The organism is Pseudomonas viciae, from assembly GCF_004786035.1.
Classification (GTDB): domain Bacteria; phylum Pseudomonadota; class Gammaproteobacteria; order Pseudomonadales; family Pseudomonadaceae; genus Aquipseudomonas; species Aquipseudomonas viciae.
In genome coordinates, this window is sequence record NZ_CP035088.1 from 360,571 (window position 1) to 385,551 (window position 24,981).

Here is a 24,981-nt window from a genome sequence, read left to right on the forward strand (position 1 = left end):
GGGCTTGCTCGCGAATGCGGTAGACCAGCCACATAAATGTCGACTGGCAGACCGCATTCGCGAGCAAGCCCGCTCCCACAGGGGGATTTGTGTTGGATCAGACCAGGATCGACGTCCCGGTCATCTCCGCCGGCTTCTCCATGCCCAGCAACATCAGCATGGTCGGTGCCACGTCAGCCAGCACCCCACCGTCGCGGACCTTGAAGTTACGCTTGCCGACATAGATGAACGGCACCGGCTCGGTGGTGTGGGCGGTGTGGGCCTGGCCGGTGGATTCGTCGGACATCTGCTCGACGTTGCCGTGGTCGGCCGTGATCAGTGCTTCGCCGCCGACTTTCTCCAGCGCCTCGACGATGCGGCCAACGCAGGTGTCCAGGCATTCCACAGCCTTGACCGCCGCCGCGAACACACCGCTGTGGCCGACCATGTCGCCGTTGGCGTAGTTGACCACGATCACGTCGTAACGCTGGTTCTCGATGGCGTCGACGATGCGGTCGGTCACTTCCGGTGCGCTCATCTCCGGCTGCAGGTCGTAGGTGGCGACTTTCGGCGATGGGATCAGGATGCGTTCTTCGCCCGGGAAGGGTTCTTCACGGCCGCCGGAGAAAAAGAACGTCACGTGGGCGTACTTCTCGGTTTCGGCGATGCGCAGCTGGGTCTTGCCGTTTTTCGCCAGGTAGTCGCCCAGCACGTTTTCCAGGCTGCCAGCGGCGAAGGCCGATGGCGCGGGGATGCTGACGGCGTATTGGGTCAGCATCACGAAACCGGCCAGTTTCGGCTGGCGGGCGCGTTCGAATTCCTTGAAGTCGTCTTCGACAAACACCCGGGTCAACTCGCGGGCGCGGTCGGCACGGAAGTTCATGAACACCACGGCGTCGCCGTCTTCGACTTTGACCGGCTCGCCGATGGTGGTGGCCTTGACGAATTCGTCGCTTTCGCCGCGCTCATAGGCGGCTTGCAGGCCTTCCTGGGCGGTGGCGGCGTTGAAGTCGGCGCTGCCGTCGACGATCAGGTTGTAGGCCTGGGACACGCGGTCCCAACGATTGTCGCGGTCCATGGCGTAGTAGCGGCCGACGATGCTGGCGATGCGGCCCTTGCCGAGGGCCTGAAAGGTGGCGTCCAGCAGTTCGATCGACGAGGTGGCGCTTTTCGGCGGCGTGTCGCGGCCATCGAGGAACGCGTGCAGGTAGATCTTCTCGGCGCCGCGCTTGAACGCCAGTTCGGCCATGGCGATCAGGTGATCCTGATGGCTGTGCACGCCACCGTCGGACAGTAGCCCCATGAAATGCACGGCCTTGCCGGCGGCCACGGCTTTATCCACGGCGGCGCAAATGGTCGGGTTTTCGAAGAATTCACCGTCGCGGATCGATTTGGTCACGCGGGTGAAGTCCTGGTACACCACCCGGCCTGCGCCGAGGTTCATGTGGCCGACTTCGGAGTTGCCCATTTGCCCGTCCGGCAGGCCGACGTCCATGCCGCTGCCGGAGATCAGGCCGTTCGGCACACTGGCCCACAAGCGGTCTAGTACAGGCTTGTTGGCCGAATACACGGCGTTGGATTCGTGGCTGTCACTGTGACCGAAGCCGTCGAGAATCATCAGGACCAAAGGTTTAGGCGTGGTAGTCATGGAATCCACTCGTGGCTGGTTAAAAGAAGACGATGGAAAAGGGACGGGCAGTTTAAAGGTAAGTTCCGACGGCGTCACCGCCGGGCGGGGTTTGGCCGGCCTTGTGTGCTGTGTATACTGGCCGACATTTTAACGCCCTGGAACCTCCTTCGATGGTTGCTCACCTGATTGAATTTGCCACTAACCACTACATTCTCGTCGGTATCTTCGTCGTACTGCTGGCGTTGCTGGTAGCCCATACGATGCAGGGCGGCGGCCGTAGCCTGAGCACCGGCGAACTGACCGCGCTGGTCAACAAGGACGCCGGCGTGGTGGTGGACATCCGCCCGAGCAAGGATTACGCCGCAGGTCACATTGTCGGGGCGGTGAACATTCCCCAGGACAAACTGATCGCGCGTATCGGCGAACTGGAAAAACACAAGGCCAAGACGCTGATCCTGGTGGACGCCCAGGGCCAGCACGCCGGCACCCACGCCCGCGAGCTGATGAAGTCCGGTTTCACCGCTGCCAAGCTGTCCGGTGGCGTTGCGAGCTGGAAAGCCGACAATCTGCCGCTGGTGAAGTGAGATGACCCACGTCGTTGTCTATTCCAGCGATTACTGCCCCTATTGCTCCAGAGCCAAGTTCCTGCTCCAGAACAAAGGCGTGGCTTTCGAAGAGATCAAGGTCGACGGCAAGCCGCAACTGCGCGCCGAAATGACCCAAAAGGCCGGACGTACGTCCGTGCCGCAGATCTGGATCGGCAGCACCCACGTGGGCGGTTGTGATGATCTGTTCGCCCTGGATCGCGCCGGCAAGCTCGACGCGATGCTCAAGGCCTGAATTCCCTACTAAAGAACCTGAAAGTAAGAAGGATCTGCGATGACTGACCAACAGAACACAGCTGCCAGCGAAGAAGAAACCGCACCGCAATTCTCCTTGCAGCGCATTTATGTACGTGACCTGTCCTTCGAGGCCCCGAAAAGCCCGGCGATCTTTCGTCAGCAGTGGGAGCCGAGCGTGGGCCTGGACCTGAACACCCGCCAGAAAGCCCTGGAAGATGACTTCCACGAAGTGGTGCTGACCCTGTCGGTGACCGTGAAGAACGGTGACGAAGTGGCGTTCATCGCCGAAGTGCAGCAGGCCGGGATCTTCCTGATCAAGAACCTGGATGCCGCTTCGATGAGCCACACCCTGGGTGCGTTCTGCCCGAACATTCTGTTCCCGTACGCTCGCGAAACCCTGGACAGCCTGGTGACCCGTGGTTCGTTCCCGGCCCTGATGCTGGCCCCGGTGAACTTCGACGCCCTGTACGCCCAAGAGCTGCAGCGCATGCAGCAAGAAGGCGGCGCGACCGTTCAGTAAGCCGTTCTGAGCGTCGACGCAAGTCCCATGTGGGAGCGGGCTTGCTCGCGAAAGCGGTGTGTCAGTGACATTAATGTCAACTGGCACGCCCTATTCGCGAGCAAGCCCGCTCCCACATTTGTTATTGGGGGCTATTGGAAACCGTTCTGCCGCCAAGCCTCATAAACCGCCACCGCCACGGTGTTGGACAAGTTCAGGCTGCGACAGCCCTCACGCATCGGCAGGCGCAGGCGTTGATCGGTGGGCAGGGCGTCCAGCACGTCGGCTGGCAGGCCACGGCTTTCCGGGCCGAACAGGAACGCATCGCCAGCGACGAAACTGGCGTCATGGAATGGCCGCGAACCCTTGGTGGTAAAGGCGAACAGGCGCGGATGCCCTAGACTTTCCAGACAACTGGCGAGGTCGGCGTGACGCTGCAAGGTGGCATACTCGTGGTAGTCGAGGCCGGCACGGCGCAGGCGTTTGTCGTCCATCTCGAAACCCAGCGGTTCGATCAAATGCAGGTGGCAGCCGCTGTTGGCGCACAGCCTGATGACGTTGCCGGTGTTCGGCGGAATTTCCGGTTGAAAAAGGATGACGTGAAACATGCACGGCTCCGCAGATAAAGATGAGCGGCATTCTACGCCGCAAACCGATCGACGTTCGAAGCTAATGCCTCGGGTGATGGGCTCTTTGGCGATTTTCGGCGTGATGATCGGGCTGATGATCGGTCGGCTGACCACGCCCGAACCGAGTGAGTTGCAACAGATCGAGGTGGCCGACGGGGCGCTGATAGCCTGGTTTAACAACGAGCCCAAGCTGCACGGCGAAATCGTCGACGGCTCCGTGGCGCTGTTGTTCCAGGCAGCAGGCCGGGCGCAGAAGGGCCAGCTCAAGTTCAACGGCAAGGACGTCAACTGGCGGGTGCGTTTGAGTGATAAGGGATTATTGCTGACGTTGGTGGCGGCGCGTCCGTTGCGGGGGGAGTGGGCCGGCAGCGAGGTCGATGACCGCTGGCGACTGGAGATCCGTCTCCGGGAGCAATAAAAGAGGGAATCCCCGGCCTGCCTGTACCAAGGTCCCCAAAACGGGAGGGCGCGCGCTCGGCGCACAGCCCTGGATGTAAAGAAGGGAAACCTTGACCTGCCTGTATCAAGGCCCCCAAAACAGTGGGCTCGATGAGCCCGGTATAAAATGGGGAATCCCCGGCCTGCCTGTACCAAGGTCCCCGAAACTGGGTAGTGATTGGGTTATTGCAGGGGGCGTGCCAGTTTTTAATGGCTTGTCTCAAAAAATCTGCCGATGAGGCGAAAAGCCCCGTATTCCGGGGCTTTTTCTTTTGTATGGGCTGTTTTTCCCGCGTTTTGCCGATTGGCTGAGGCTCGCGCGGCATGCGCAATTGCGGTTCGCCGTGCATTGATGCGGTGCATGAAGCCTTTAAAAGCATCGCGAGCAAGCTCGCTCCCACAATGGTTTTTCGGTGTTCGCGAGCGCGTGAACACCACTGAACCCTGTGGGAGCGAGCTTGCTCGCGATTGGGCCTTCAAATTCAGCGAAGGGTTAAAGACTGATCAGCCCTCATCCCCGTCATCATCATCCCCACCATCGACCTTCATCCCCAATTCCTTGATCTTGCGAGTCAAGGTATTGCGGCCCCAGCCCAGCAGCACGGCGGCGTCGCGGCGGCGGCCGGCGGTGTGCTTGAGGGCGGTTTCGATCATGATTCGTTCGAAACTCGGCACTGCGCTGTCCAACAGGCTCGACTGGCCACGGGACAAGGCCTGGTCGGCCCACTGGCGCAAGGCTTGCTCCCAGTTGGTCACCGGGGCCGAGTCCTGCGGCAGGCTCAGCAGTTCCGGTGGCAGGTCGCTGATGTGCACTTCGCGACCCGACGCCATCACCGTGATCCAGCGGCAGGTGTTCTCCAGTTGACGCACGTTGCCGGGCCACGGCAGGTTCTTGAGGTATTCCTCGGTTTCGCTCTTGAGCAGCTTGGGCTCGACCGCCAGTTCCTGGGCCGCGCGGCTGAGGAAGTGTCGGGCCAGGGTCGGGATGTCTTCGCGACGATCCGCCAGGCGCGGGATATGAATGCGGATCACGTTCAGGCGGTGGAACAAGTCTTCACGGAACTTGCCAGCGTGGACCAGGGTTTCCAGGTTCTGGTGGGTCGCTGCGATGATGCGCACATCCACCTTGACCGGCGTATGCCCGCCGACCCGGTAGAACTCGCCGTCGGCCAGAACGCGCAGCAATCGGGTCTGGGTGTCGGCCGGCATGTCACCGATTTCATCAAGGAACAACGTGCCGCCGTCGGCTTGCTCGAAGCGCCCACGTCGCAGGTTGGCCGCGCCGGTGAACGCGCCTTTTTCGTGGCCGAACAGCTCCGACTCCATCAGGTCCTTGGGAATCGCCGCCATGTTCAGCGCGATGAACGGCGAGGCCGCCCGTGGACTGTGGCGATGCAGGGCATGGGCCACCAGTTCTTTACCGGTGCCCGATTCGCCGTTGATCAGCACGGTGATGTTGGAGTGGCTCAGGCGCCCGATAGCGCGAAACACTTCCTGCATCGCCGGCGCTTCGCCGATGATTTCCGGGGTGCGGGCCAGGGCCGGCACCTCTTCCATGCCTTGTTGTTCCTGGGCGTGTTGATTGGCGCGCTTGACCAGCGACACGGCTTCATCGACGTCGAACGGCTTGGGCAGGTATTCGAAGGCCCCACCCTGGTAGGACGCCACGGCGCTGTCCAGGTCGGAATGGGCGGTCATGATGATCACCGGCAGCCGTGGATGCTGCTCGCGAATCCGCGCCAGCAGGTCCAGGCCACTGGCGCCAGGCATGCGGATGTCGGAGATGATGACGTCCGGTTGCTGACGCGCCAGGCGACTCATCACCCCATCGGCGCTGTCGAAGCTCTGGGTGGTCATGCCTTCCTGTTGCAAGGCTTTTTCCAGGACCCAACGGATAGAACGGTCGTCATCGACGATCCACACGGTTTCACTACGGCTCATGTCGCTGTGGCTCCTTGTTCCAGTGGCAGGAAAATCGAGAAAGTGGTGTGGCCGGGGTGGCTCTCACACTCGATCAAGCCCTGATGCTGACTGATGATGTTCTGGGTAATGGCCAGGCCCAGCCCGGTACCGTCCGGGCGGCCGCTGACCATGGGAAAGAAGATGGTTTCCTGCAGCTCGGCAGGGATGCCCGGGCCGTTGTCGATGATCTCGATCTTGGTCACCAGGCGATGACGCACGTGGCCGATGGTGAACTGGCGCATGGCGCGGGTGCGCAGGCTGATGCGGCCCAGGCGCAGCTCGTTCTGGCTGCTGATGGCCTGCATCGCGTTGCGCACGATGTTCAGCACCGCCTGGATCATCTGCTCGCGGTCGATCAAGACGTCTGGAATGCTTGGATCGTAGTCGCGCACCAAAGTGATGCAGCCCTGGCTTTCCGCTTCCACCAGGCTGCTGACGCGCTCCAGCACTTCGTGAACGTTGCACATCGCCAGCGACGGCAGCTTGTTCGAACCGAGCATCCGGTCCACCAGGTTTCGCAGGCGGTCGGCTTCTTCGATGATGACGTTGGTGTAGTCCTTGAGGCTTTCTTCCGGTAGCTCACGGGCGAGCAACTGCGCTGCGCCGCGAATCCCACCGAGGGGGTTCTTGATCTCATGGGCCAGGCCGCGCACCAGCATCTTGCTGGTTTCCTGCTTGGACAACTGGGCTTCTTCCTTGGTGATGCGCAGCAGGCGATCACGCGGGTGGACTTCCAGCAGCAGCAGGGTGGCGCCATTGTTCAGGATCGGCGTGACCGCGTAGTCCACGGTCAAGGTCTGGCCGGTCAGGGCGGTGAGCATCGCTTCGCGCTTGGTAAACGGGTGGGCCTGTTCCACCGCCTGGCGCAGGGAATTGAGCGCCTCGGTGGACTCGGTGAACAATTCGCTGATGAACTGCCCATGGCTGCGCTGGCCGCTGACGGCCAGGAGCATCTCCGCCGCCGGGTTCATGTACTCAAGGCGCAGTTCGGCGTCGAGCAGCAGGGTTGCGGTGGTGAGGTTGTCGAGTAGCAAGCGGTGTAGTGCGTCGCTAATGGTCATCAGGACCTCTTTTGGAGCGTAGCTAGCACGCGTATGACGCGCTGGTACAAGGAAAATGCAAAAACCAAACCAAGGCTCCGAAAAGAAGCGTTTAGAGCCTTAAAAGGGCTTTATTCGCCCGTTTGCGTGGCGTTCTGCCAGTTTTTACGGGTACTTTCGAACCAAAATGGGTTGGGGTTTGGGTATTTGTGCAAGATGCCGCACCAATATAGTGCGCAAGCCCGGGCGGTGTTAGAAGAACGGCAAGATACTGCTTTCTTCTTCAGGTTTATCGGCGAGGGGGCATTCGGGGCGCAGGCCGTAGTCGGCGATGGCGCAGGGTTTGATACGGCGCTTCTGCGCCAGGGACATGCGTTGCATGTGGAACGGCTGGTTGGCGGTGCGTTCGAGGATACGGTCTTGCTCATCGAGGATTTCCACCGCCAGATGATGGGTGCCTCGATCGATGTCGCTCAAGGCGAACACCGGGCTCGGCCCCGGTGCGCCCGTGGGTTGGCCGTCGAGCAGCAGGCGGTACCGGTGACCTTTTTTCAGTCCGGGTTCGCTGGTAACGCTGACGATCAGCTCTCCGGCGGTGCTGCGTATCGTGGCGTCCGGTTCCGGGATCAGTAGCCGGAGCATTTCATAATGGAACAGCGGCTCGGGGCGGTTTTCCGCTGTCGGCGCTGGTGCTGCGCTGGCGGAGGGGGGCGACATCCGATTGCCGGGCGGCAGCTGTACTTTCTTTGCGTTGCCGGGGCGCGGCTGGTCGGTGAAGACGCGATTGCCTTGGGCGTCGATGTAGGTATAGACCTGCGCCATTCCCGGCAGCGTGGCCAGCAAAAGGCCCAGCGCGAGCAGCCAGCGGATCATGGCTGGTGCACCCGCTGTACGGTGAACGTGACGGTGTCACTTTGTTGCACGAGGGTGTCCCCGGCGATGACTTGAACCGCCAGGCTGTGTTCGCCTCGATCGATATTCACCAATTGCAGGCGAGGCACGTTGGTTGGCTGCCCGTAGGGTTGGCCATCCAGCAGCAGCCGGAACAGATGGGGGCTTTGCAGACGCGGTTGAGCCCGGACGCCAACGGTGAACGTGCCGTTATTGGCGCGCAGGGCTTCCTCGGTGGGGATGTCTGTCAGCTCCAGCACCTCGTAGGCATTGTGCGGCTCGTCCTTGGCTAGGGGCACCGCGGGCGCGTCCGGGCTGGTTGGGGGCTGGCGTTCGATGCTGTTGAGCGGCGGCAATTCCACCGCCTGGGCCGGTACGCCTTGGGGCGGCTGGTTGCTATAGGCGGTGTTGCCGTCAGCGTCGGTGTACTTGTAGATCTGCGCAGCGGCTGGCAGCGCCAACAGCAGCAACAGGATGATTGGAAAACCGCGACCCATGAAAAATCGACCGAAAACGAAAAGTGATGGGTTGCAGCATAGGTCAGGTGGCGCGGTTGGCCCAAGTTGTTGCCCTCAATCCCCTGTGGGAGCGAGCTTGCTCGCGATGGCGGTGTGTCAGTCGCCAGGATGTTGGATGTGCTGGCCTCATCGCGAGCAAGCTCGCTCCCACAGGGTGGATTGTTGTCTTTAGGATTTTGTGAAGACACACAGCTCAGCAGTCGCCCGGATCAGGGCGAGCCGGTGCACCGGGTGCTGTTTGTTGTTGTGGGTGGCCCGGGCCAGCCATTGCGGGCACTGCGGGTCGGTGCGGTAGGGGGCGAAGTCAGCCAGTTGTTGCAGCAGGCGCTTTTGCAGGCGGTCGAGTTGCGGGCGGATCTGTCCCACCAGGTCCGGGCGTGGGAGGTCCGGGGCCTTACCTTCCAGGGCCCAGTCGGACAAATTGATGTACTGCACCATTTTGTTGGCTTCTATCTGGGCAGCGAAAAACGCTTCCACGGTTTCGCCGCTCAGCTTGTAGGCCGGCGCCTGGGCGACGGCGGCGGCAATGACTTCACGCTCGCGCTGACGGTCTTCTACTGGTTTGTGGCTGTCCCATTTGCTCAGTGCCACTTGGTCGGCGAGGGCCAGGCGCTCGCCAATGGCGTTAAGCAGCGGGGTGAGGGCCTCAGGGGCGGGAGCAGAGGCGGCCTCGGCGGTGGAGGCCAGCAGCGCGGCAGACAGGGCAAGGCAGAGTTTGAAGCGCAAAGTCATGGGCAGTCTCGTCTTCTATCGGGGAGCGACGAGTCATCATGCACGTAACCTGCGCCCATAAAAAAGGCCTCCCGAAGGAGGCCTCTCTTTATTCACGCCGTGCGTGGCGGCGCTTACTGGATCAGCAGCTGTAGTACAGCTCATATTCCAGTGGGTGTACGAAGGTGCGAACCTTGATTTCTTCTTCGCTTTTCAGTGCGATGTAAGCGTCGATGAAGTCATCGCTGAATACGCCGCCCTTGGTCAGGAACGCACGGCCCTTGTCCAGCTCTTCCAGGGCTTCTTTCAGGCTGCCGCAAACCTGTGGGATTTCCTTGGCCTCTTCAGGCGGCAGGTCATACAGGTTTTTGTCAGCGGCATCGCCAGGGTGGATCTTGTTCTGGATACCGTCCAGACCGGCCATCATCAGTGCAGCGAAGGCCAGGTATGGGTTGGCAGCCGGATCCGGGAAGCGAGCTTCGATACGGCGGGCTTTCGGGCTGTTCACGTAAGGAATACGGATCGAGGCGGAACGGTTACGAGCCGAGTAGGCCAGCATGACCGGTGCTTCGAAGCCTGGTACCAGACGCTTGTAGGAGTTGGTCGACGGGTTGGTGAAGCCGTTCAGGGCCTTACCGTGCTTGATGATGCCGCCGATGAAGTACAGGGCGGTGTCCGACAGACCGGCATAGCCTTCGCCTGCGAAGGTGTTCTTGCCGTCTTTGGAGATCGACATGTGCACGTGCATGCCCGAACCGTTGTCGCCGTACAGAGGCTTAGGCATGAAGGTCGCGGTGCGGCCGTATGCATCAGCAACGTTGTGTACGCAGTACTTCAGGGTCTGGACTTCGTCAGCCTTCTTGACCAGCGTGTTGAATTTCACGCCGATTTCGTTCTGGCCGGCAGTTGCCACTTCGTGGTGGTGAACTTCGACGGTCTGGCCCATCTCTTCCAGTGCGTTGCACATGGAGGTACGGATTTCGTGGTCGAAGTCGAACGGTGGAACCGGGAAGTAACCGCCTTTGATACCAGGGCGGTGGCCTTTGTTACCGCCTTCCACGTCCTGGTCGGACATCCACGAACCTTGTTCGGAGAAGATCTTGAACATGGAGCCGGAGATGTCGGACTTGAACTTGACCGAGTCGAAGATGAAGAACTCAGGCTCAGGGCCGAAGAAAGCGGTGTCGCCGATACCGGTGGACTTCAGGTATTCCTCGGCACGGTGGGCGATGGCGCGTGGGTCGCGGTCATAGCCTTGCATGGTCGAAGGTTCGATGATGTCGCAGACCAGGATCAGGGTCGGCTCTTCGGTGAACGGGTCCAGGACGGCAGTTGCGTCGTCCGGCATCAGGATCATGTCGGAGGCTTCGATGCCTTTCCAGCCAGAGATGGAGGAGCCGTCGAACATTTTTCCGATTTCAAAGAATTCGTCGTCCAGCGCATCACGGGCCGGCATGGTCACGTGATGTTGAGTACCTTTGGTGTCAGTGAAGCGCAGATCAATCCACTTGACGTCATGATCTTTGATGAGTTGAACCGACTTCGACATATGTCCTCCGGGTGGCTTCGGGCGGGTAGTGGAGTGCCCTTAGATATGGGTGATGCCGGCGCGAATACTCTGCCAAGGCAACCTGCCTCACAAGGGAGCAAATTGCATGCCAGTGCCCCAGCATGGGTTTTTTGCACCAAATCCACGCTTTTGAAGGCGTAAATCGCAGATTGTCAGACAATAACGCACTGCAATGTGGCGCTGCCAATCGATAATGACCTGTTTTGGTGCGAACAAAACCATCTGCACATTAACTGGTTAAACCTTGAGCAATTTCCGCTATAATCCGCGCCCCCCTTTTTCGGCTGGCCGTTCGCGCGCTGTTTTCATGAAACTAATCGTAAAAGTCTTCCCCGAGATCACCATCAAGAGCCGCCCGGTACGGATGCGTTTCATCCGCCAGTTGGCCAAGAACATCCGCACCGTGCTCCGAGACCTGGACCCGGCCGTGGTGGTGAACGGCGTGTGGGACAACCTCGAGCTGGAAACCCGCGTCAGCGAACCCAGGATCCTCAAGGAAATGACCGAGCGCCTGAGCTGCATGCCGGGCATCGCGCATTTCCTGCAGGTCGATGAATATCCACTGGGGGATTTCGACGACATCCTCGCCAAGTGCATGCTCCATTATGGTGATGCCCTGGCCGGCAAGATCTTTTCGGTACGTTGCAAGCGTGCCGGCAAACACCCGTTCAGCTCGATGGACGTGGAGAAATACGTCGGCAGCCAGCTACGTCGTCAGTGCGGCGCCGCCGGTATTTCGTTGAAAGACCCGCAAATAGAAGTACGCATCGAGATTCGCGACCAGCGGCTGTTCGTGATCCACAGCCAGCACAACAGCATTGGCGGTTACCCGCTGGGTTCGCTGGAGCAGACCCTGGTGCTGATGTCCGGCGGCTTCGACTCCACGGTCGCCGCCTACCAGATCATGCGTCGCGGGTTGATGAGCCATTTCTGCTTCTTCAACCTCGGCGGGCGCGCCCATGAACTGGGCGTAATGGAAGTGGCGCACTTCATCTGGAAGAAGTACGGCAGCTCCCAACGCGTGTTATTTGTGAGTGTGCCGTTCGAAGAAGTCCTGGGCGAGATTCTCGGCAAAGTCGATAACAGTCATATGGGCGTCATTTTGAAGCGTATGATGTTGCGCGCCGCTTCACGAATTGCCGACCGCCTGCAGATCGATGCGCTGGTGACCGGTGAAGCGATCTCCCAGGTATCCAGCCAGACGCTGCCGAACCTGTCGGTGATTGACTGCGTGACCGAGAAGCTGGTCTTGCGTCCGCTGATCGCCAGCCACAAGCAGGACATCATCGACACGGCCATCGAGATCGGCACCGCCGATTTTGCCCGGCACATGCCGGAGTACTGCGGGGTCATCTCGGTCAATCCGAAGACGGCGGCCAAGCGCGGGCGGGTGGAGCATGAAGAGAAAGAATTCGACATGGCGGTGCTCGAGCGTGCGCTCGAAAACGCCAGGCTGGTGCCAATCGATCGCGTAATCGATGAGTTGGGCCAGGACATCCAAATTGAAGAAGTCGGCGAAGCGCTGGCCGGTCAGATCATCATCGACATCCGTCACCCGGACGACGCTGAAGACGACCCGCTGAATATCGCCGGCATCGAGGTACAAACGATGCCGTTCTATGCAGTGAACGCGCGTTTCAAGGAACTGGACCCTACTCGCCAGTACCTGCTGTATTGCGACAAAGGCGTGATGAGTCGCCTGCATGCCCACCATTTGCTCAGTGAGGGGCATGCCAATGTGCGCGTTTATCGACCGAGCTAAGTGCCCGGGGCTGTTTGCCTGTGGCTTGCGTCACCGGCCCCCCGACGCCGCCGACAAGCTGTAACGGCAAAGCCTGACTCTACTGTTAATCGCTGCCACGACCTGTCAGCACACCGAATCCTCTGATCGAGATACACAAGTGATCGAAAATCTACGCAACATCGCCATCATTGCTCACGTTGACCATGGTAAAACCACCCTGGTAGACAAACTCTTGCGTCAATCCGGCACCCTGGAGCGCAACGAGCTCAACGACGAGCGCGTGATGGACTCCAACGACCAGGAAAAAGAGCGCGGTATTACCATCCTGGCGAAAAACACCGCCATCAACTGGAACGGCTACCACATCAACATCGTGGACACCCCGGGCCACGCCGACTTCGGTGGTGAAGTAGAGCGCGTAATGTCGATGGTCGACTCCGTGCTGCTGCTGGTCGACGCCCAGGACGGCCCTATGCCGCAAACCCGCTTCGTGACCAAGAAGGCTTTCGAAGCCGGCCTGCGTCCGATCGTGGTCATCAACAAGGTTGACCGTCCAGGCGCGCGTCCGGACTGGGTTCTGGACCAGATCTTCGACCTGTTCGACAACCTGGGTGCTACCGAAGAACAGCTGGACTTCAAAGTCGTCTACGCCTCGGCCCTGAACGGTATTGCCGGTCTGGACCACACCGCCATGGCTGAAGACATGACCCCGCTGTACCAGTCGATCGTCGACGACGTACCGGCGCCGAAAGTCGACCGTGACGGTCCGTTCCAGATGCAAATCTCGGCACTGGACTACAACAGCTTCCTGGGTGTGATCGGTGTTGGCCGTATCGCTCGTGGTCGCATCAAGCCGAACACGCCGGTCGTGGCTATCGATGCCGACGGCAAGAAGCGTAACGGTCGTATCCTCAAGCTGATGGGTCACCACGGTCTGCACCGTATCGACGTTGAAGAAGCAGCAGCCGGCGACATCGTCTGCATCAGCGGCTTCGAGCAACTGTTCATCTCCGACACCCTGTGCGATCCGATGAACGTCGAAGCGATGAAGCCGTTGACCGTCGACGAGCCAACCGTTTCCATGACCTTCCAGGTCAACGACTCGCCATTCTGCGGTAAAGAAGGCAAGTTCGTGACCAGCCGCAACATCAAGGAACGCCTGGACAAAGAGCTGCTCTACAACGTTGCCCTGCGCGTTGAAGAAGGCGACTCGGCCGACAAGTTCAAGGTTTCCGGCCGTGGTGAGCTGCACCTCTCGGTACTGATCGAAACCATGCGTCGCGAAGGCTTCGAAATGGGCGTTGGTCGTCCTGAAGTGATCATCCGTATGGTTGATGGCGTCAAGCACGAACCGTACGAAAACGTGACCATCGACCTGCCGGAAGAATCCCAGGGCGCGATCATGGAGCAAATGGGCCTGCGCAAGGGCGACCTGACCAACATGGTTCCGGATGGCAAGGGCCGTGTGCGCCTTGAGTACAACATCCCGGCCCGTGGCCTGATCGGTTTCCGTAACGAGTTCCTGACCCTGACCTCCGGTGGCGGCATCCTGACTTCGATCTTCGATCGTTACGACGTGATGAAGTCCGGCGACATGTCCGGCCGTCAGAACGGTGTTCTGGTATCGGTTGCGACCGGCAAGGCACTGACCTACTCGCTGGAAACCCTGCAAGCCCGTGGCAAGCTGTTCGTTGAACACGGCCAGGACATCTACGAAGGTCAAATCGTCGGCCTGAACAGCCGCGACAACGACCTGGGCGTGAACCCGACCAAAGGCAAGAAGCTCGACAACATGCGTGCTTCGGGCAAAGACGAAACCATCGCCCTGGTTCCGCCGGTCAAGTTCACCCTGGAGCAAGCTCTGGAGTTCGTACAAGAAGACGAACTGTGTGAAGTGACGCCGAAGTCGATTCGCCTGCGTAAGAAAATCCTTGGCGAAAGCGAGCGTACCCGCGCTGCCAAGAAAAGCGGTAACTGAGTTTCGACTTAGTTAGTGGCTGAAAAAAACGCCCCTGATTGTGAGATCAGGGGCGTTTTTTTATGCCTTGAAATTGTGGTGTCTGTCAGGGCCCTATCGCGAGCAAGCTCGCTCCCACAATGGATTTATGCCGGACACAAAATCTGTATCCGCTGAAAATCAACTGTGGGAGCGAGCTTGCTCGCGATAACGATGGTTCAGGCGCAGTTGAACCATCAGTCGATCAGAATTTGTCCAGCGTCCGCGGATTGCGCTCGCGCTCCACTTCCTTGGGCTTGTACGCGCAATACCCCGGCCGCGGTCCAACCCTCGGATGGTTGCGGCAGGTATCCGGGCGTTTCTCGTAAATGGTGCACAGCCGGCTCTTGCGGTCCAGATAAAGGCAATCGTTGTTGCTCATGCGCTGGAGCGTGAAGATCTCGGACTTCTGGTTGTAGCGTTCGACGATCCCTTCCTTTTGCAGGCGCTTGGCGATGTTCTTCGGCGGGTCGCCCAGTTCGAACTCATCGACAATGCCGATGCGGATCAGGTCCTTGATCTTGACCTCCACCGGCAGCGTGCAGCAGCTCGACACGCAGGAACCGCACATCGGGGCGGAGTACTTGGCCCAGGTATCGAGTCGGTCGAGTTCCGCGGCGGCGATCAGGTTGGGCTTCATCATCAAGGTTTACCAGCGTGCATCAGGGCGCGCGATCATACCGGGACTGGTGAAATTTTGAACGACCATCTGCCGGTTTTTTTTCATCCCCGCCAAAACGCTCCAGGACCGGCACGCCCCCTGCATTCATTCGCCCATAGGGCCGTTCCATGGCGATGATTCTCCGGCGTGGTGGAAAAACCACCGAACCTGCGCCTGTACCGCCTGTCAGACCGACTAGGCTCAGACAATTCCATGCTCGTTCGAGGTCTCATCAATGACTCAAGAACCACTTGTTCGCGAAGCCGAAGTCGCTGCTTTTCGCGATGCTGTGTTGACCAAACTCACTTATGCCGTTGGCAAGGACCCGGATCATGCGTTTGATCACGACTGGTTCGAAGCCATTGCCCTGGCCGCCCGCGACCACATGGTCGAACACTGGATGGACCACACGCGGCAGATCTACCGCAAGGGCCAGAAGCGCGTCTATTACCTCTCCCTGGAATTCCTCATTGGGCGCTTGCTCTATGACAGCCTGAGCAATCTCGGCCTGTTGGACACCGCCCGTGAAGCGTTGACCGAACTGGGCGTGGACCTGGAACGCATTCGCCTGCTCGAACCGGATGCGGCGTTGGGCAATGGCGGCCTCGGCCGGTTGGCGGCGTGTTTCATGGAAAGCATGTCGACCCTGGGCATCGCTGGCCACGGCTACGGCATTCGTTATGAGCATGGTCTGTTTCGTCAGGCCATCGTTGACGGCTGGCAGCAGGAGCAGACCGAGCACTGGCTGGATTTCGGCAACCCGTGGGAGTTTGAACGACCGGAGGTGGTCTACCCGATCGGCTTTGGCGGCGGCGTCGAAACGGTGACTGATGAGGCTGGCAAGACTCGACAAGTCTGGACGCCGGGCGAAACCGTGCGTGCCATCGCCTATGACACCCCGGTGGTGGGGTGGCGTGGTGCCAGCGTCAACACCCTGCGTCTATGGCGCGCCCGGGCTGTGGAAGACCTGCACCTGGAACGCTTCAATGCCGGCGACCATTTGGGGGCGGTGGCAGAAGTGGCCCGTGCCGAAAGTATTTCCCGCGTACTCTACCCGGCCGACAGCACCGAAGCTGGCCAGGAACTGCGCCTGCGCCAGGAGTATTTCTTCGTCGCCGCCTCGTTGCAGGACTTGCTGCGCCGTCATCGCAACATGCACACCTCAGTGCTGACCCTGGGCGACCACGCGGCGATCCAGCTCAACGACACTCACCCGTCAATCGCCGTGGCCGAGCTGATGCGGCAGTTGGTGGACGTCTATGACGTGGCATGGGACGCGGCCTGGCAGATCACCCAGGACACGCTGTCCTACACCAACCACACGCTGCTGCCCGAAGCCCTGGAAACCTGGCCAGTCGGGTTGATGGAGCGCATGTTGCCCCGGCACATGCAGATCATTTACCTGATCAACGCCCAGCACATCGATTCGTTGCGGGCCAAGGGCGTGCATGATTTCGACGTGCTGCGCTCGGTTTCGCTGATCGAAGAGGACAACGGTCGTCGGGTGCGCATGGGCAATCTGGCGTTCCTCGGCTCCCACAGCGTCAACGGTGTATCCGCGCTACACACGCAGCTGATGCGCAGCACGGTGTTCTCCGAGATGCACAAGCTCTATCCGGATCGGATCAACAACAAGACCAATGGCATCACCTTCCGCCGCTGGTTGTTCCAGGCCAACGCCGAACTGACCTCGATGATGGTCGACGCCCTCGGCCCGAGCGTGCTCGATAACCCCGAAGAGCGCCTGATCGAACTGGAGCCGTTCGCCGATAAGCCGGCGTTTCGCAAACAGTTCGCCGAGCAGCGGCTGCACAGCAAGAAGGCCCTGGCGTATCTGATCCACGAGCGGCTCGGTATCGCCGTGAACCCGGCGGCGATGTTCGATGTGCAGGTCAAGCGGATCCACGAATACAAGCGCCAGTTGCTCAACCTGATGCACACCGTGGCGCTGTACCAGGCGATTCGCGCCGAGCCGGAAGTGGACTGGGTGCCACGGGTGAAGATCTTCGCCGGCAAGGCCGCTGCCAGTTACCACCAGGCCAAGCTGATCATCAAGTTGACCAACGACATCGCCCGGGTAGTGAACAACGACCCGACCGTACGTGGCCTGCTCAAAGTGGTGTTTCTGCCCAACTACAACGTCAGCCTGGCCGAGAGCATTATCCCGGCGGCGGACTTGTCGGAGCAGATCTCCACGGCCGGTTTCGAAGCGTCGGGCACCAGCAACATGAAGTTCGGCCTCAACGGTGCGCTGACCATCGGCACCATGGACGGCGCCAACGTAGAGATGCATGAGCGCGTGGGCGGTGAGCATATGTTCATCTTCGGCCTGACCGCCGAGCAGGTGGAAGCCCGCAAGCAGAACGGTGAGTTCAGCGCCGCGCCGGACATCGCCGCGTCCCATCGCCTCAATGATGTGTTGCAGGCGATTCGTGGCGGGGTGTTCTCGCCGGATGATCCGATGCGCTATACCGGGTTGGTGGATTCGTTGGTGGACTACGACCGCTTCCTGGTCTGCGCCGACTTCGACTCGTACTGGAACGCCCAGGCCAAGGTCGAAGAGCGTTGGCACGACTCCAAGCAGTGGTGGCGTTCGGCGGTACTGAACACCGCGCGCATGGGCTGGTTCTCCTCGGATCGGACTATCCGCGAGTACGCCACCGACATCTGGAAGGCCCTGGAGTAGCATTTGCTGTAAGAAATGTGAGCGAAGCCCAACGGCGGTTGGGCTTCGTCGATATACTAAGTGCCAGTTTCGCCGGGTTGTGCGGCGGACTCAGTATTTGGAAGCGCACCAATCCAATGTGGGAGCGGGCTTGCTCGCGAATGCGGTGTAACAGTCAACGTTGCTGTGACTGACACTCCGCATTCGCGAGCAAGCCCGCTCCCACAAGGTTTGTGCTGTTCCACTAGACTGATCCAGGCACCGCATCACCCCGGTTATGCCCGCAACGGGCGGCTTAGGGATATCGACTATGCAATGGATTTTGACGCTGTTGGGCCTGGCACTCGGCTGGGTGGTGGATGAGTCGTTCGCCGATGCGCTGATAGGTGCGCTGGTGGGACTTGGCATCGCCCAAGCATTCCGGCTGAGCCGCCTGGCTGTCCAGGCCGCCAAGCAACAGGGCCTTCTGCAGGAGGCGCAGCGTAGCTTGATCGAGCTGCAAGCGCGTCTGACGGTGCTTGAGCGCGGCACCACTGCTGCACCGGGTGATCCGGCGCCAGCGCCTGAAGTCGTCGTCGCCCAGTCACCGAAAGCCGAACCTCGCGTCGAGCCGGAGTTGAGCTGGGAACTGCCGCCTGACCTCGAGCCCGTCTCGGCAATGGCTACGCAAGCCAGTCAGCCCCTGCCCGACGACATCTGGAAACCTCAGTCTGTCGCCTCCAAGCCCGCCGCCCGCAAACCGGCTCGCCCGGAACCGGTGGTTTTTGAGCCCGTAGCTCCTCGTGGCCCGAATCTATTCGACCGCGCCTGGATGGGCGCGCGCAATTGGCTGTTTGGCGGCAACACCGTGCTGCGGGTCGGCGTGGTGCTGTTGTTCCTCGGCCTGGCGTTCCTGCTGCGCTATGCCACTGAAGGCATGGTGGTCCCGATCGAACTGCGTTACGCCGGCGTCGCGGCCAGTGCCTTGGGCCTGCTGGGCCTGGGTTGGTGGCTGCGCCAACGCAACAACAATTATGCGCTGATGCTTCAGGGCACCGGGATCGCGGTGCTGTACTTGACCGTGTTCGCTGCCATGCGCCTGCACCCATTGCTCGACTCCAAGGCCGCCCTGGGCTTGCTGGTGGCCGTCACGGTGTTCTCGGCGATCCTGGCGGTGACCCAGAACGCCTTGGGCCTGGCCGCCGCCGCAGCGTTGGGCGGGTTTGCCGCACCGATCCTGACTTCCACCGGCAGCGGCAACCACGTCGCCCTGTTCAGTTACTTCATCCTGCTCAACGCCGGCATCCTCGCGATTGCCTGGTTCAAGGCCTGGCGCCTGCTCAATCTGATCGGCTTCGTCGGCACCTTCGGCATCGGTTTGGCCTGGGGCCTGCGCTCTTACGCGCCGGAGCTGCTCTGGAGCACCGAGCCGTTCCTGATCCTGTTCTTCCTCATTTACCTGGCGATCGGCTTGCTGTTCACCCGTCGCAAACTGTTGGAAATGAGCGACGCCCCCGAGGACGGCAGCCGCGATGCGTTGTTGCGCTGGTCGACGCGCAAGGGCGATTACGTGGACGGCACGATGCTGTTCGCGCCGCCGCTGGTGGGTTTCGGTTTGCAGTTCGCCTTGGTGCAGCACCTGGAGTTCGCCGCTGCGTTCAGTGCCCTGGCCCTGGGCATGATCTACATGGGCCTGGCCCGCGTGCTGATGGGCGGCCGGGCCTTGCTGCTGGCTGAAACCTGCCTGGCCCTGGGGGTGATTTTTGCCAGCCTGGCGATTCCCTTGGGGCTCGACGCCCGTTGGACCTCGGCAGCCTGGGCCGTGGAGGGCGCGGGGATCTTCTGGTTGGGCCTGCGTCAGCAACGACCCTTCGCCCGGGCCTTTGCCTTGCTGCTGCAACTGGGCTCGGCACTGGCATTCATCAGCGAACTGCGGACCGGCGAGAGCAGCCTGCTCGATGGCCCACCGTTGGGCGCGTTGATGCTCGGCGGCGCCTTGCTCTTCACCTTCTACCAGTTGCGCAAGGCTGCGCCAGAGCTCACCTCGAATTGGGAGCGCCAGGGTTTGCCGGTGCTGGCTGTCCTGGGACTCAGCTTCCTGTATCTGCTGGCGCCGCTGTTTTTCTTCACCCACGGCACCGCTATCGCCTGGGCCCTGGCCGGTTTGGCGACACTGTTTGTTGGCCTGCGCCTGCAATCGCGCAGCTTCCTGTTCACCGCGTTTGCGGTGCAGTTGCTCGGCGGCGCGCTGTTCCTGTTGCGCCTGCAAGGCGCCGAGGGTGACTCGGCGGCGGTGTTCAGTGCCGGCTGGAGCGGTTTGCTCAGTGCTTCCCTGATCGGTCTGGCATTGATTGGCGGTATGTTGCTGGCGGCACGCGATGACATGGTGCGCAACGACGTCCGATTGCTGCGCGGGTTGTCAGTGGTGTTGCTGGCCGGGTTGGTGCTGATCAACCTCGCTGTGCTGTTCGTCCTGCCTTGGCAAACAGCGAGCGGTGTGTGGGCGGCCAGCGGTCTGCTGATCATCTGGTTGAGCCTGTACCTGAAGCAGCGCGTGAGCTTTGTCTTCGGCCTGCTGTTGCAACTGTTGGGCGGTGCGGCGTTCCTCACGGCGGGGCCGGCGCTGCTGGGGCCGCTCAATGCCGAGGATCTGCGGCCCCTGGCCCACAGCGGGTTCTGGACGCCGCTGGTGCTGGGGCTGGCGGCGTTGGTGGGCGCATGGCGATTGCAGCGCGGCCATTCGGCGGCGGTATTTGAAGCCATGAGCTTGCAGCGCCTGTCCGAGATGTTGTTGATCTGGGGAGCCGGTTGGTGGGCGTTGGCGTGGGTCAGCGAAGTGCTGCGCTTTGCCCCGGTGAACCTGCAGGGCAGCTTGCTGCTGCTCGTCGCGGCGATCAGTGTGGCGCTGTGGACTGTCTTGGCACTGCGTTTGAACTGGCCGGCGCTGGGGCTGCTGTGCACCTTGTTGATTCCGGCGGCGGGTTGCGTGCTGGTGGCGACGGGGCACAGCTACTATCACCCGGCCGCGGATTTCGGCTGGCTGGCCTGGCTGGCGGTATTTGGCGTGCACTTCCTCTCCCTCAAGCGCCTGGCACCGATGCTGCCGGCCCAGGCGCGCAGTACCGCCCATGTGCTCGGTTGCTGGTTGCTGATGGCGGTGTTGATGCTGGAGTTGCGTTACGGCCTGCTGTTGTTGTCCGAGCAGTACAACGCCTGGCGCTGGTTGGGCTGGGCGATTCTGCCGAGCCTGTACCTGGTGTTGATGGCCGCGCCGCGTGCCTGGCCATGGCCGATCTCGGCCCAGTCGCGCGAATACCGAGTCTATGCGGCGGCGCCCATGGCGCTGTTGATGCTCGGCTGGTTCTGGCTGACCAACACCTTCAGCGATGGCACCGCGGAGCCACTGCCCTATGTGCCGCTGCTCAATCCCTTGGAGCTGGGCCTGCTGTTCGCCTTGTTCGGTGTCTATGTGTGGGCCCGCAACGCCGTGGCGCAATCGACGAACCGTTGGAGTCGCGTCGGACACATCGCCCAGTTGGTCGCCGGCGTGTCGCTGTTCGCGTTCTTCACCGCCCTGGTGATGCGCAGCGCCCACCAGTGGATGGGGGTGCCGTTCGAGCTGGATGCGTTGCTTGAGTCCATGTTCGTGCAGGCCGGGTTGTCCATCGTCTGGACCCTGATCGCCCTGGGCCTGATGATTGGTGGTCATCTTCGCCATCGCCGTGAAGTGTGGCTGATCGGCGCGGCGTTGATTGCGCTGGTCGTGGCCAAGCTGTTCTTTGTTGAATTGAGTAACCGTGGCGGTCTGGCGCGGATCGTGTCGTTTATCGGCGTGGGTGTACTGTTGCTGGTGGTGGGCTACTTCGCGCCGCTGCCGCCAAAACGCCCGGAAACGGTCGCGCAGCCCGAACCGCCAATGCCTGTCAGTGAGGGAGTGTCATCTTGAGTCGCACGTTGAATCGGATCGGGCTGGGTGTGGTCGGGCTGTGGGTGGCATTGTCGGCAACGGCCCAGGAGCAACCGGCGGACTTTGCCCATCAGGTGCCACTGGCCTTGAGCGGCGAGGGACCGTGGTATCGCCTGCCGTTACCTCTGGACGTACAGCTGCAAGCGCGGCAAACCGACTTGAGCGACCTGCGGGTCTTTAACGCGGCCGGTCAGGCCCAAGCCTACGCGCTGGTTCGTGAGTCGGCGCAGAGCCGGGAAAACCGCACCCTCACCGACGTGAAGTGGTTCCCGCTGTACAACGCCGCCGACGACAGCGAGCGCGCGCCCAGCGTGCGCGTGCAATCGAACGCCAATGGCACGCTGGTGGAAGTCCAGCCGTCCAGTCGGCTTGAGGCGGGAGAGGAGGAACTGCGTGGCTGGTTGCTCGATGCCAGCGCGATCAAGGCGCCGTTGCAGCAGTTGATTCTTGACTGGACCAGCGAACGTGACGGCTTCCAGCGCTTTACCATCGAGGCCAGTGACGACTTACAGCAATGGCAGTCATGGGGCGAAGGCCAGGTGGCGCGCCTGACCTTTGCCGACGAGCGGGTCGAGCAGCATGAAGTGAGCCTGCCGGGGCAACCGGCGCGCTATCTGCGGTTATTGTGGGATTCGCCGTCCTCTGCGCCGGTGCTGACCTCGGCCCAGCTGCAAAGCGCCAGCCGCGAAAGCTTGCCGTTGCCGTTGGTCTGGTCAAAGCCTTTGGCTGGCAGCACCACGAAGGCCGGGGAATACACCTGGCAGCTGCCCATGGGGCTGAATATCGAGCAGGTGCAGGTGGACCTGAGCCAAGCCAACAGCCTGGCGCCGGTGACCTTGGCTGGGCGGCGGGAAAGCAGCCAGCCGTGGCAGCCGCTGGGCAGTGGCTTGTTGTATCGCCTGACCCAGAACGGCCAGGATGTGTTGCAAAACCAACTGCAGCTGTCCGGCCAAACCATTCAGCAATTGAAGCTGACGGTGGACGAGCGGGGCGGCGGCCTGGGTCCAGAAGCCCCGGCCCTGCGCTTTGCCGTGCGCGCGACTCAGGTGGTGTTCCTCGCACGTGGCGACGGGCCCTACAGTCTGGCGCTGGGCAGCGCGACGGTGAAAACCGCCAGTTTGCCCTTGACGACGCTGGTGCCCGATTACAAACCGTCACGCCTGGCGGCGCTGGGTACGGCGACGGTGAATGGGGTGGCAACTGCGACACCGGTTACCGCAACCACACCTGCGACCGTCGAGACCAACTGGAAAAAAATCGGTTTGTGGGCGGTGCTGCTGCTCAGTGTGCTGTTCCTCGCGGCGATGGCGTTCAGCTTGTTGCGCAAGCCGCCAGTCAAATCCTGAAAGTGGGGCACACCGATAAACCGAGTTGCCTATTTCGCGAGCAAGCCCGCTCCCACATTGGAATGCGTACTCCTGTGGGAGCGGGCTTGCTCGCGAAAGCGATCTCCCTGGCGCCCAAAATCCACAAGCAACCACCACTGCGTGAACTCAATCCCCTATATCCCGTCTCATAGGAGGAATTAAGTCCCGACTCGCGCTAAACTGCGCTGGTTTTTCCGCCCCCTATTCTTCGGAGCCGTCCATGTCCCGCGTTACCTTGAGTCGCTATTTGATTGAGCAGACCCGTAGCAACAACACCCCTGCCGATCTGCGCTTTTTGATCGAAGTGGTGGCGCGTGCGTGCAAGGAGATCAGCCACGCCGTCTCCAAAGGCGCACTGGGTGGTGTCCTGGGCAGCATGGGCACTGAAAACGTGCAGGGCGAAGTGCAGAAGAAGCTCGACGTGCTTTCCAACGAAATCCTGCTCGAAGCCAACGAGTGGGGCGGTCACCTGGCCGGCATGGCCTCCGAGGAAATGGACAACGCCTACCAGATCCCGGGCAAATACCCCAAGGGTGCCTACCTGCTGGTGTTCGATCCACTGGACGGTTCGTCGAACATCGATATCAACGCGCCGGTCGGCACCATCTTCTCGGTACTGCGTTGCCCGAACGAATACCTGAGCCAGAACGAAGCCTTGAATGAAAAGGCTTTCCTGCAGCCAGGCACCGAGCAGGTAGCCGCCGGTTATGCCATCTACGGTCCTCAGACCATGCTGGTGCTGACCCTGGGCGACGGCGTCAAAGGCTTCACCCTGGACCGTGAGATGGGCAGCTTCGTACTGACCCACGAAGACATCACCATTCCTGAAACCACCCAGGAATTCGCCATCAACATGTCCAACCAGCGGCACTGGGAAGCTCCGGTACAGCGCTACGTCGCCGAGCTGCTGGCAGGTGAAGAAGGCCCGCTGAAAAAGAACTACAACATGCGTTGGGTCGCCGCGATGGTCGCGGACGTGCACCGCATCCTGACCCGTGGCGGTTTGTTCATGTACCCGCGCGATAGCCGCGAACCGTCCAAGCCGGGCAAGCTGCGCCTGATGTACGAAGCCAACCCGATGTCGTTCCTGGTGGAGCAGGCGGGTGGCGCGTCCACTGACGGTCACCAGCGCATTCTCGACATCCAGCCTGAAGGCCTGCATCAGCGCGTGGCCGTGTTCCTCGGTTCGAAGGAAGAAGTCGCCCGCGCGACGGCCTATCACAAGGAATAAACCATGGCGCAGCCTTGGCAGCCGTTGCTCGATTGGTGGTTTGGTTCAGCCGACACGCCAGACGAAATAGCCGCTGACAAGGGCAAGCTGTGGTTTGGCAAACGCCATGATCGCCAGGCGCAGGAGCGCTTCGGCGATCAGGTTGAGCAAGCACGGGCCGGCGGATTGACCGACTGGGCGCAACGCCCAGAAGGTTGGCTGGCCCTGGTGCTGCTGCTTGATCAACTCCCGCGAATGATCTTTCGCGACACGCCCAAGGCCTTTTCCGGTGACCTGCGAGCGCAAGCGCTGGTGGCCCAGGGCATGGCGGCGGGTTTCGACCGGCAACTCAAACCGATCCAGCGTGTATTCATCTACCTGGTGCTCGAGCACTGCGAAAACCTGGCGGTGCAGAACGAGGCCGTGTCGCGGTTCATCGACTTGGTTCGCGAGCAGCCTGAAGCGGATCGAGCGGTGTTTGAAGACAACCTGGATTATGCCGAGCGGCATCAGAAGATCATTGCGCGGTTTGGGCGCTTTCCCCACCGCAATGCGGTGTTGGGGCGCGAGTCTACGGCTGAGGAAATCGAGTTCTTGAACAGGCCTGGGTCCAGGTTCTGAATTTTCTGCGAGGCTGATGCCGTCTTCGCGAGCAAGCCCGCTCCCACAGTCGATCGTGTTTC

The 24,981-nt window shown here is 61.1% G+C and carries 20 protein-coding genes; 11 read left to right on the top strand and 9 right to left on the bottom strand.

Annotated features, from left to right (window positions below; translation table 11 throughout):
- Positions 1–97: 97 nt before the first annotated feature.
- Complete coding sequence (gene gpmI, locus EPZ47_RS01630) at positions 98–1,627, bottom strand: 2,3-bisphosphoglycerate-independent phosphoglycerate mutase (protein ID WP_135843237.1); 1,530 nt, start codon at positions 1,625–1,627, stop codon at positions 98–100.
- A gap of 152 nt (positions 1,628–1,779) precedes the next feature.
- Here gpmI and EPZ47_RS01635 point away from each other — a divergent pair, with 152 nt between their 5' ends.
- The 3 genes from EPZ47_RS01635 to secB are packed head-to-tail and all read left to right on the top strand — an operon-like array spanning position 1,780 to position 2,971.
- Entirely contained in the window at positions 1,780–2,193 is a 414-nt protein-coding gene (locus tag EPZ47_RS01635) for a rhodanese-like domain-containing protein (RefSeq protein WP_135843238.1), read from the top strand.
- A 1-nt stretch (position 2,194) separates the two neighbouring features.
- Entirely contained in the window at positions 2,195–2,449 is a 255-nt protein-coding gene (gene grxC / locus EPZ47_RS01640) for a glutaredoxin 3 (protein ID WP_135843239.1), read from the top strand.
- A gap of 39 nt (positions 2,450–2,488) precedes the next feature.
- Entirely contained in the window at positions 2,489–2,971 is a 483-nt protein-coding gene (secB, locus tag EPZ47_RS01645) for a protein-export chaperone SecB (protein ID WP_135843240.1), read from the top strand.
- 131 nt (positions 2,972–3,102) lie between these two features.
- Here secB and trmL read toward each other — a convergent pair whose 3' ends face one another.
- Positions 3,103–3,558, bottom strand: coding sequence for a tRNA (uridine(34)/cytosine(34)/5-carboxymethylaminomethyluridine(34)-2'-O)-methyltransferase TrmL (gene trmL, locus EPZ47_RS01650; RefSeq protein ID WP_135843241.1), 456 nt, complete (start codon positions 3,556–3,558; stop codon positions 3,103–3,105).
- Here trmL and EPZ47_RS01655 point away from each other — a divergent pair.
- Positions 3,557–3,997 carry a hypothetical protein gene (locus EPZ47_RS01655; RefSeq protein WP_135843242.1) on the top strand — a complete coding sequence of 147 codons (441 nt, stop codon included), beginning with the start codon at positions 3,557–3,559 and terminating at the stop codon, positions 3,995–3,997. The two genes, trmL and EPZ47_RS01655, sit on opposite strands and share 2 nt — an antisense overlap.
- A 524-nt stretch (positions 3,998–4,521) precedes the next feature.
- Here the strand turns inward: EPZ47_RS01655 and ntrC are convergent.
- The 6 genes from ntrC to glnA form a co-directional block, all read right to left on the bottom strand.
- Positions 4,522–5,958, bottom strand: coding sequence for a nitrogen regulation protein NR(I) (ntrC, locus tag EPZ47_RS01660; protein WP_013692071.1), 1,437 nt, complete (start codon positions 5,956–5,958; stop codon positions 4,522–4,524).
- Positions 5,955–7,040: a nitrogen regulation protein NR(II) gene (gene glnL / locus EPZ47_RS01665; protein ID WP_135843243.1), complete on the bottom strand. Its 1,086-nt coding sequence runs from the start codon at positions 7,038–7,040 to the stop codon at positions 5,955–5,957. Before glnL ends, ntrC begins: the two co-directional genes overlap by 4 nt.
- Before the next feature lie 231 nt (positions 7,041–7,271).
- A complete protein-coding gene (locus tag EPZ47_RS01670; RefSeq protein ID WP_135843244.1) occupies positions 7,272–7,892 on the bottom strand; it encodes a DUF4124 domain-containing protein in 621 nt (206 codons plus the stop codon).
- Complete coding sequence (locus EPZ47_RS01675; protein ID WP_135843245.1) at positions 7,889–8,407, bottom strand: DUF4124 domain-containing protein; 519 nt, start codon at positions 8,405–8,407, stop codon at positions 7,889–7,891. The genes EPZ47_RS01670 and EPZ47_RS01675 overlap by 4 nt, the downstream gene beginning before the upstream one ends.
- A gap of 189 nt (positions 8,408–8,596) precedes the next feature.
- On the bottom strand, positions 8,597–9,160 hold the full coding sequence (locus tag EPZ47_RS01680) for a chorismate mutase (protein ID WP_135843246.1): 564 nt from the start codon (positions 9,158–9,160) through the stop codon (positions 8,597–8,599).
- Between the two features lie 121 nt (positions 9,161–9,281).
- On the bottom strand, positions 9,282–10,688 hold the full coding sequence (glnA, locus tag EPZ47_RS01685) for a type I glutamate--ammonia ligase (RefSeq protein ID WP_135843247.1): 1,407 nt from the start codon (positions 10,686–10,688) through the stop codon (positions 9,282–9,284).
- A 328-nt stretch (positions 10,689–11,016) separates the two neighbouring features.
- Here glnA and thiI point away from each other — a divergent pair, with 328 nt between their 5' ends.
- Positions 11,017–12,471 carry a tRNA uracil 4-sulfurtransferase ThiI gene (gene thiI / locus EPZ47_RS01695; RefSeq protein WP_135843248.1) on the top strand — a complete coding sequence of 485 codons (1,455 nt, stop codon included), beginning with the start codon at positions 11,017–11,019 and terminating at the stop codon, positions 12,469–12,471.
- A gap of 139 nt (positions 12,472–12,610) precedes the next feature.
- Positions 12,611–14,431 (top strand): translational GTPase TypA, encoded by a 1,821-nt coding sequence (typA, locus tag EPZ47_RS01700; protein WP_135843249.1) that lies wholly within the window; start codon positions 12,611–12,613, stop codon positions 14,429–14,431.
- Positions 14,432–14,654: 223 nt separating this feature from the next.
- Here typA and EPZ47_RS01705 read toward each other — a convergent pair whose 3' ends face one another.
- A complete protein-coding gene (locus tag EPZ47_RS01705; protein ID WP_135843250.1) occupies positions 14,655–15,092 on the bottom strand; it encodes a YkgJ family cysteine cluster protein in 438 nt (145 codons plus the stop codon).
- 253 nt (positions 15,093–15,345) lie between these two features.
- Here EPZ47_RS01705 and EPZ47_RS01710 point away from each other — a divergent pair, with 253 nt between their 5' ends.
- The 5 genes from EPZ47_RS01710 to EPZ47_RS01735 all read left to right on the top strand — a co-directional run bounded on the left by EPZ47_RS01710 (position 15,346) and on the right by EPZ47_RS01735 (position 24,919).
- Positions 15,346–17,796 carry a glycogen/starch/alpha-glucan phosphorylase gene (locus EPZ47_RS01710; RefSeq protein ID WP_135843251.1) on the top strand — a complete coding sequence of 817 codons (2,451 nt, stop codon included), beginning with the start codon at positions 15,346–15,348 and terminating at the stop codon, positions 17,794–17,796.
- A gap of 289 nt (positions 17,797–18,085) precedes the next feature.
- Positions 18,086–21,700, top strand: a complete 3,615-nt coding sequence (locus EPZ47_RS01720) for a DUF2339 domain-containing protein (RefSeq protein WP_135843252.1) — start codon at positions 18,086–18,088, stop codon at positions 21,698–21,700.
- Positions 21,697–23,067 carry a DUF3999 domain-containing protein gene (locus EPZ47_RS01725; protein ID WP_135843253.1) on the top strand — a complete coding sequence of 457 codons (1,371 nt, stop codon included), beginning with the start codon at positions 21,697–21,699 and terminating at the stop codon, positions 23,065–23,067. Before EPZ47_RS01720 ends, EPZ47_RS01725 begins: the two co-directional genes overlap by 4 nt.
- A gap of 241 nt (positions 23,068–23,308) precedes the next feature.
- Complete coding sequence (locus EPZ47_RS01730; RefSeq protein ID WP_135843254.1) at positions 23,309–24,319, top strand: class 1 fructose-bisphosphatase; 1,011 nt, start codon at positions 23,309–23,311, stop codon at positions 24,317–24,319.
- Positions 24,320–24,322: 3 nt separating this feature from the next.
- Positions 24,323–24,919 carry a DUF924 family protein gene (locus EPZ47_RS01735; RefSeq protein WP_135843255.1) on the top strand — a complete coding sequence of 199 codons (597 nt, stop codon included), beginning with the start codon at positions 24,323–24,325 and terminating at the stop codon, positions 24,917–24,919.
- Positions 24,920–24,981 lie beyond the last annotated feature (62 nt).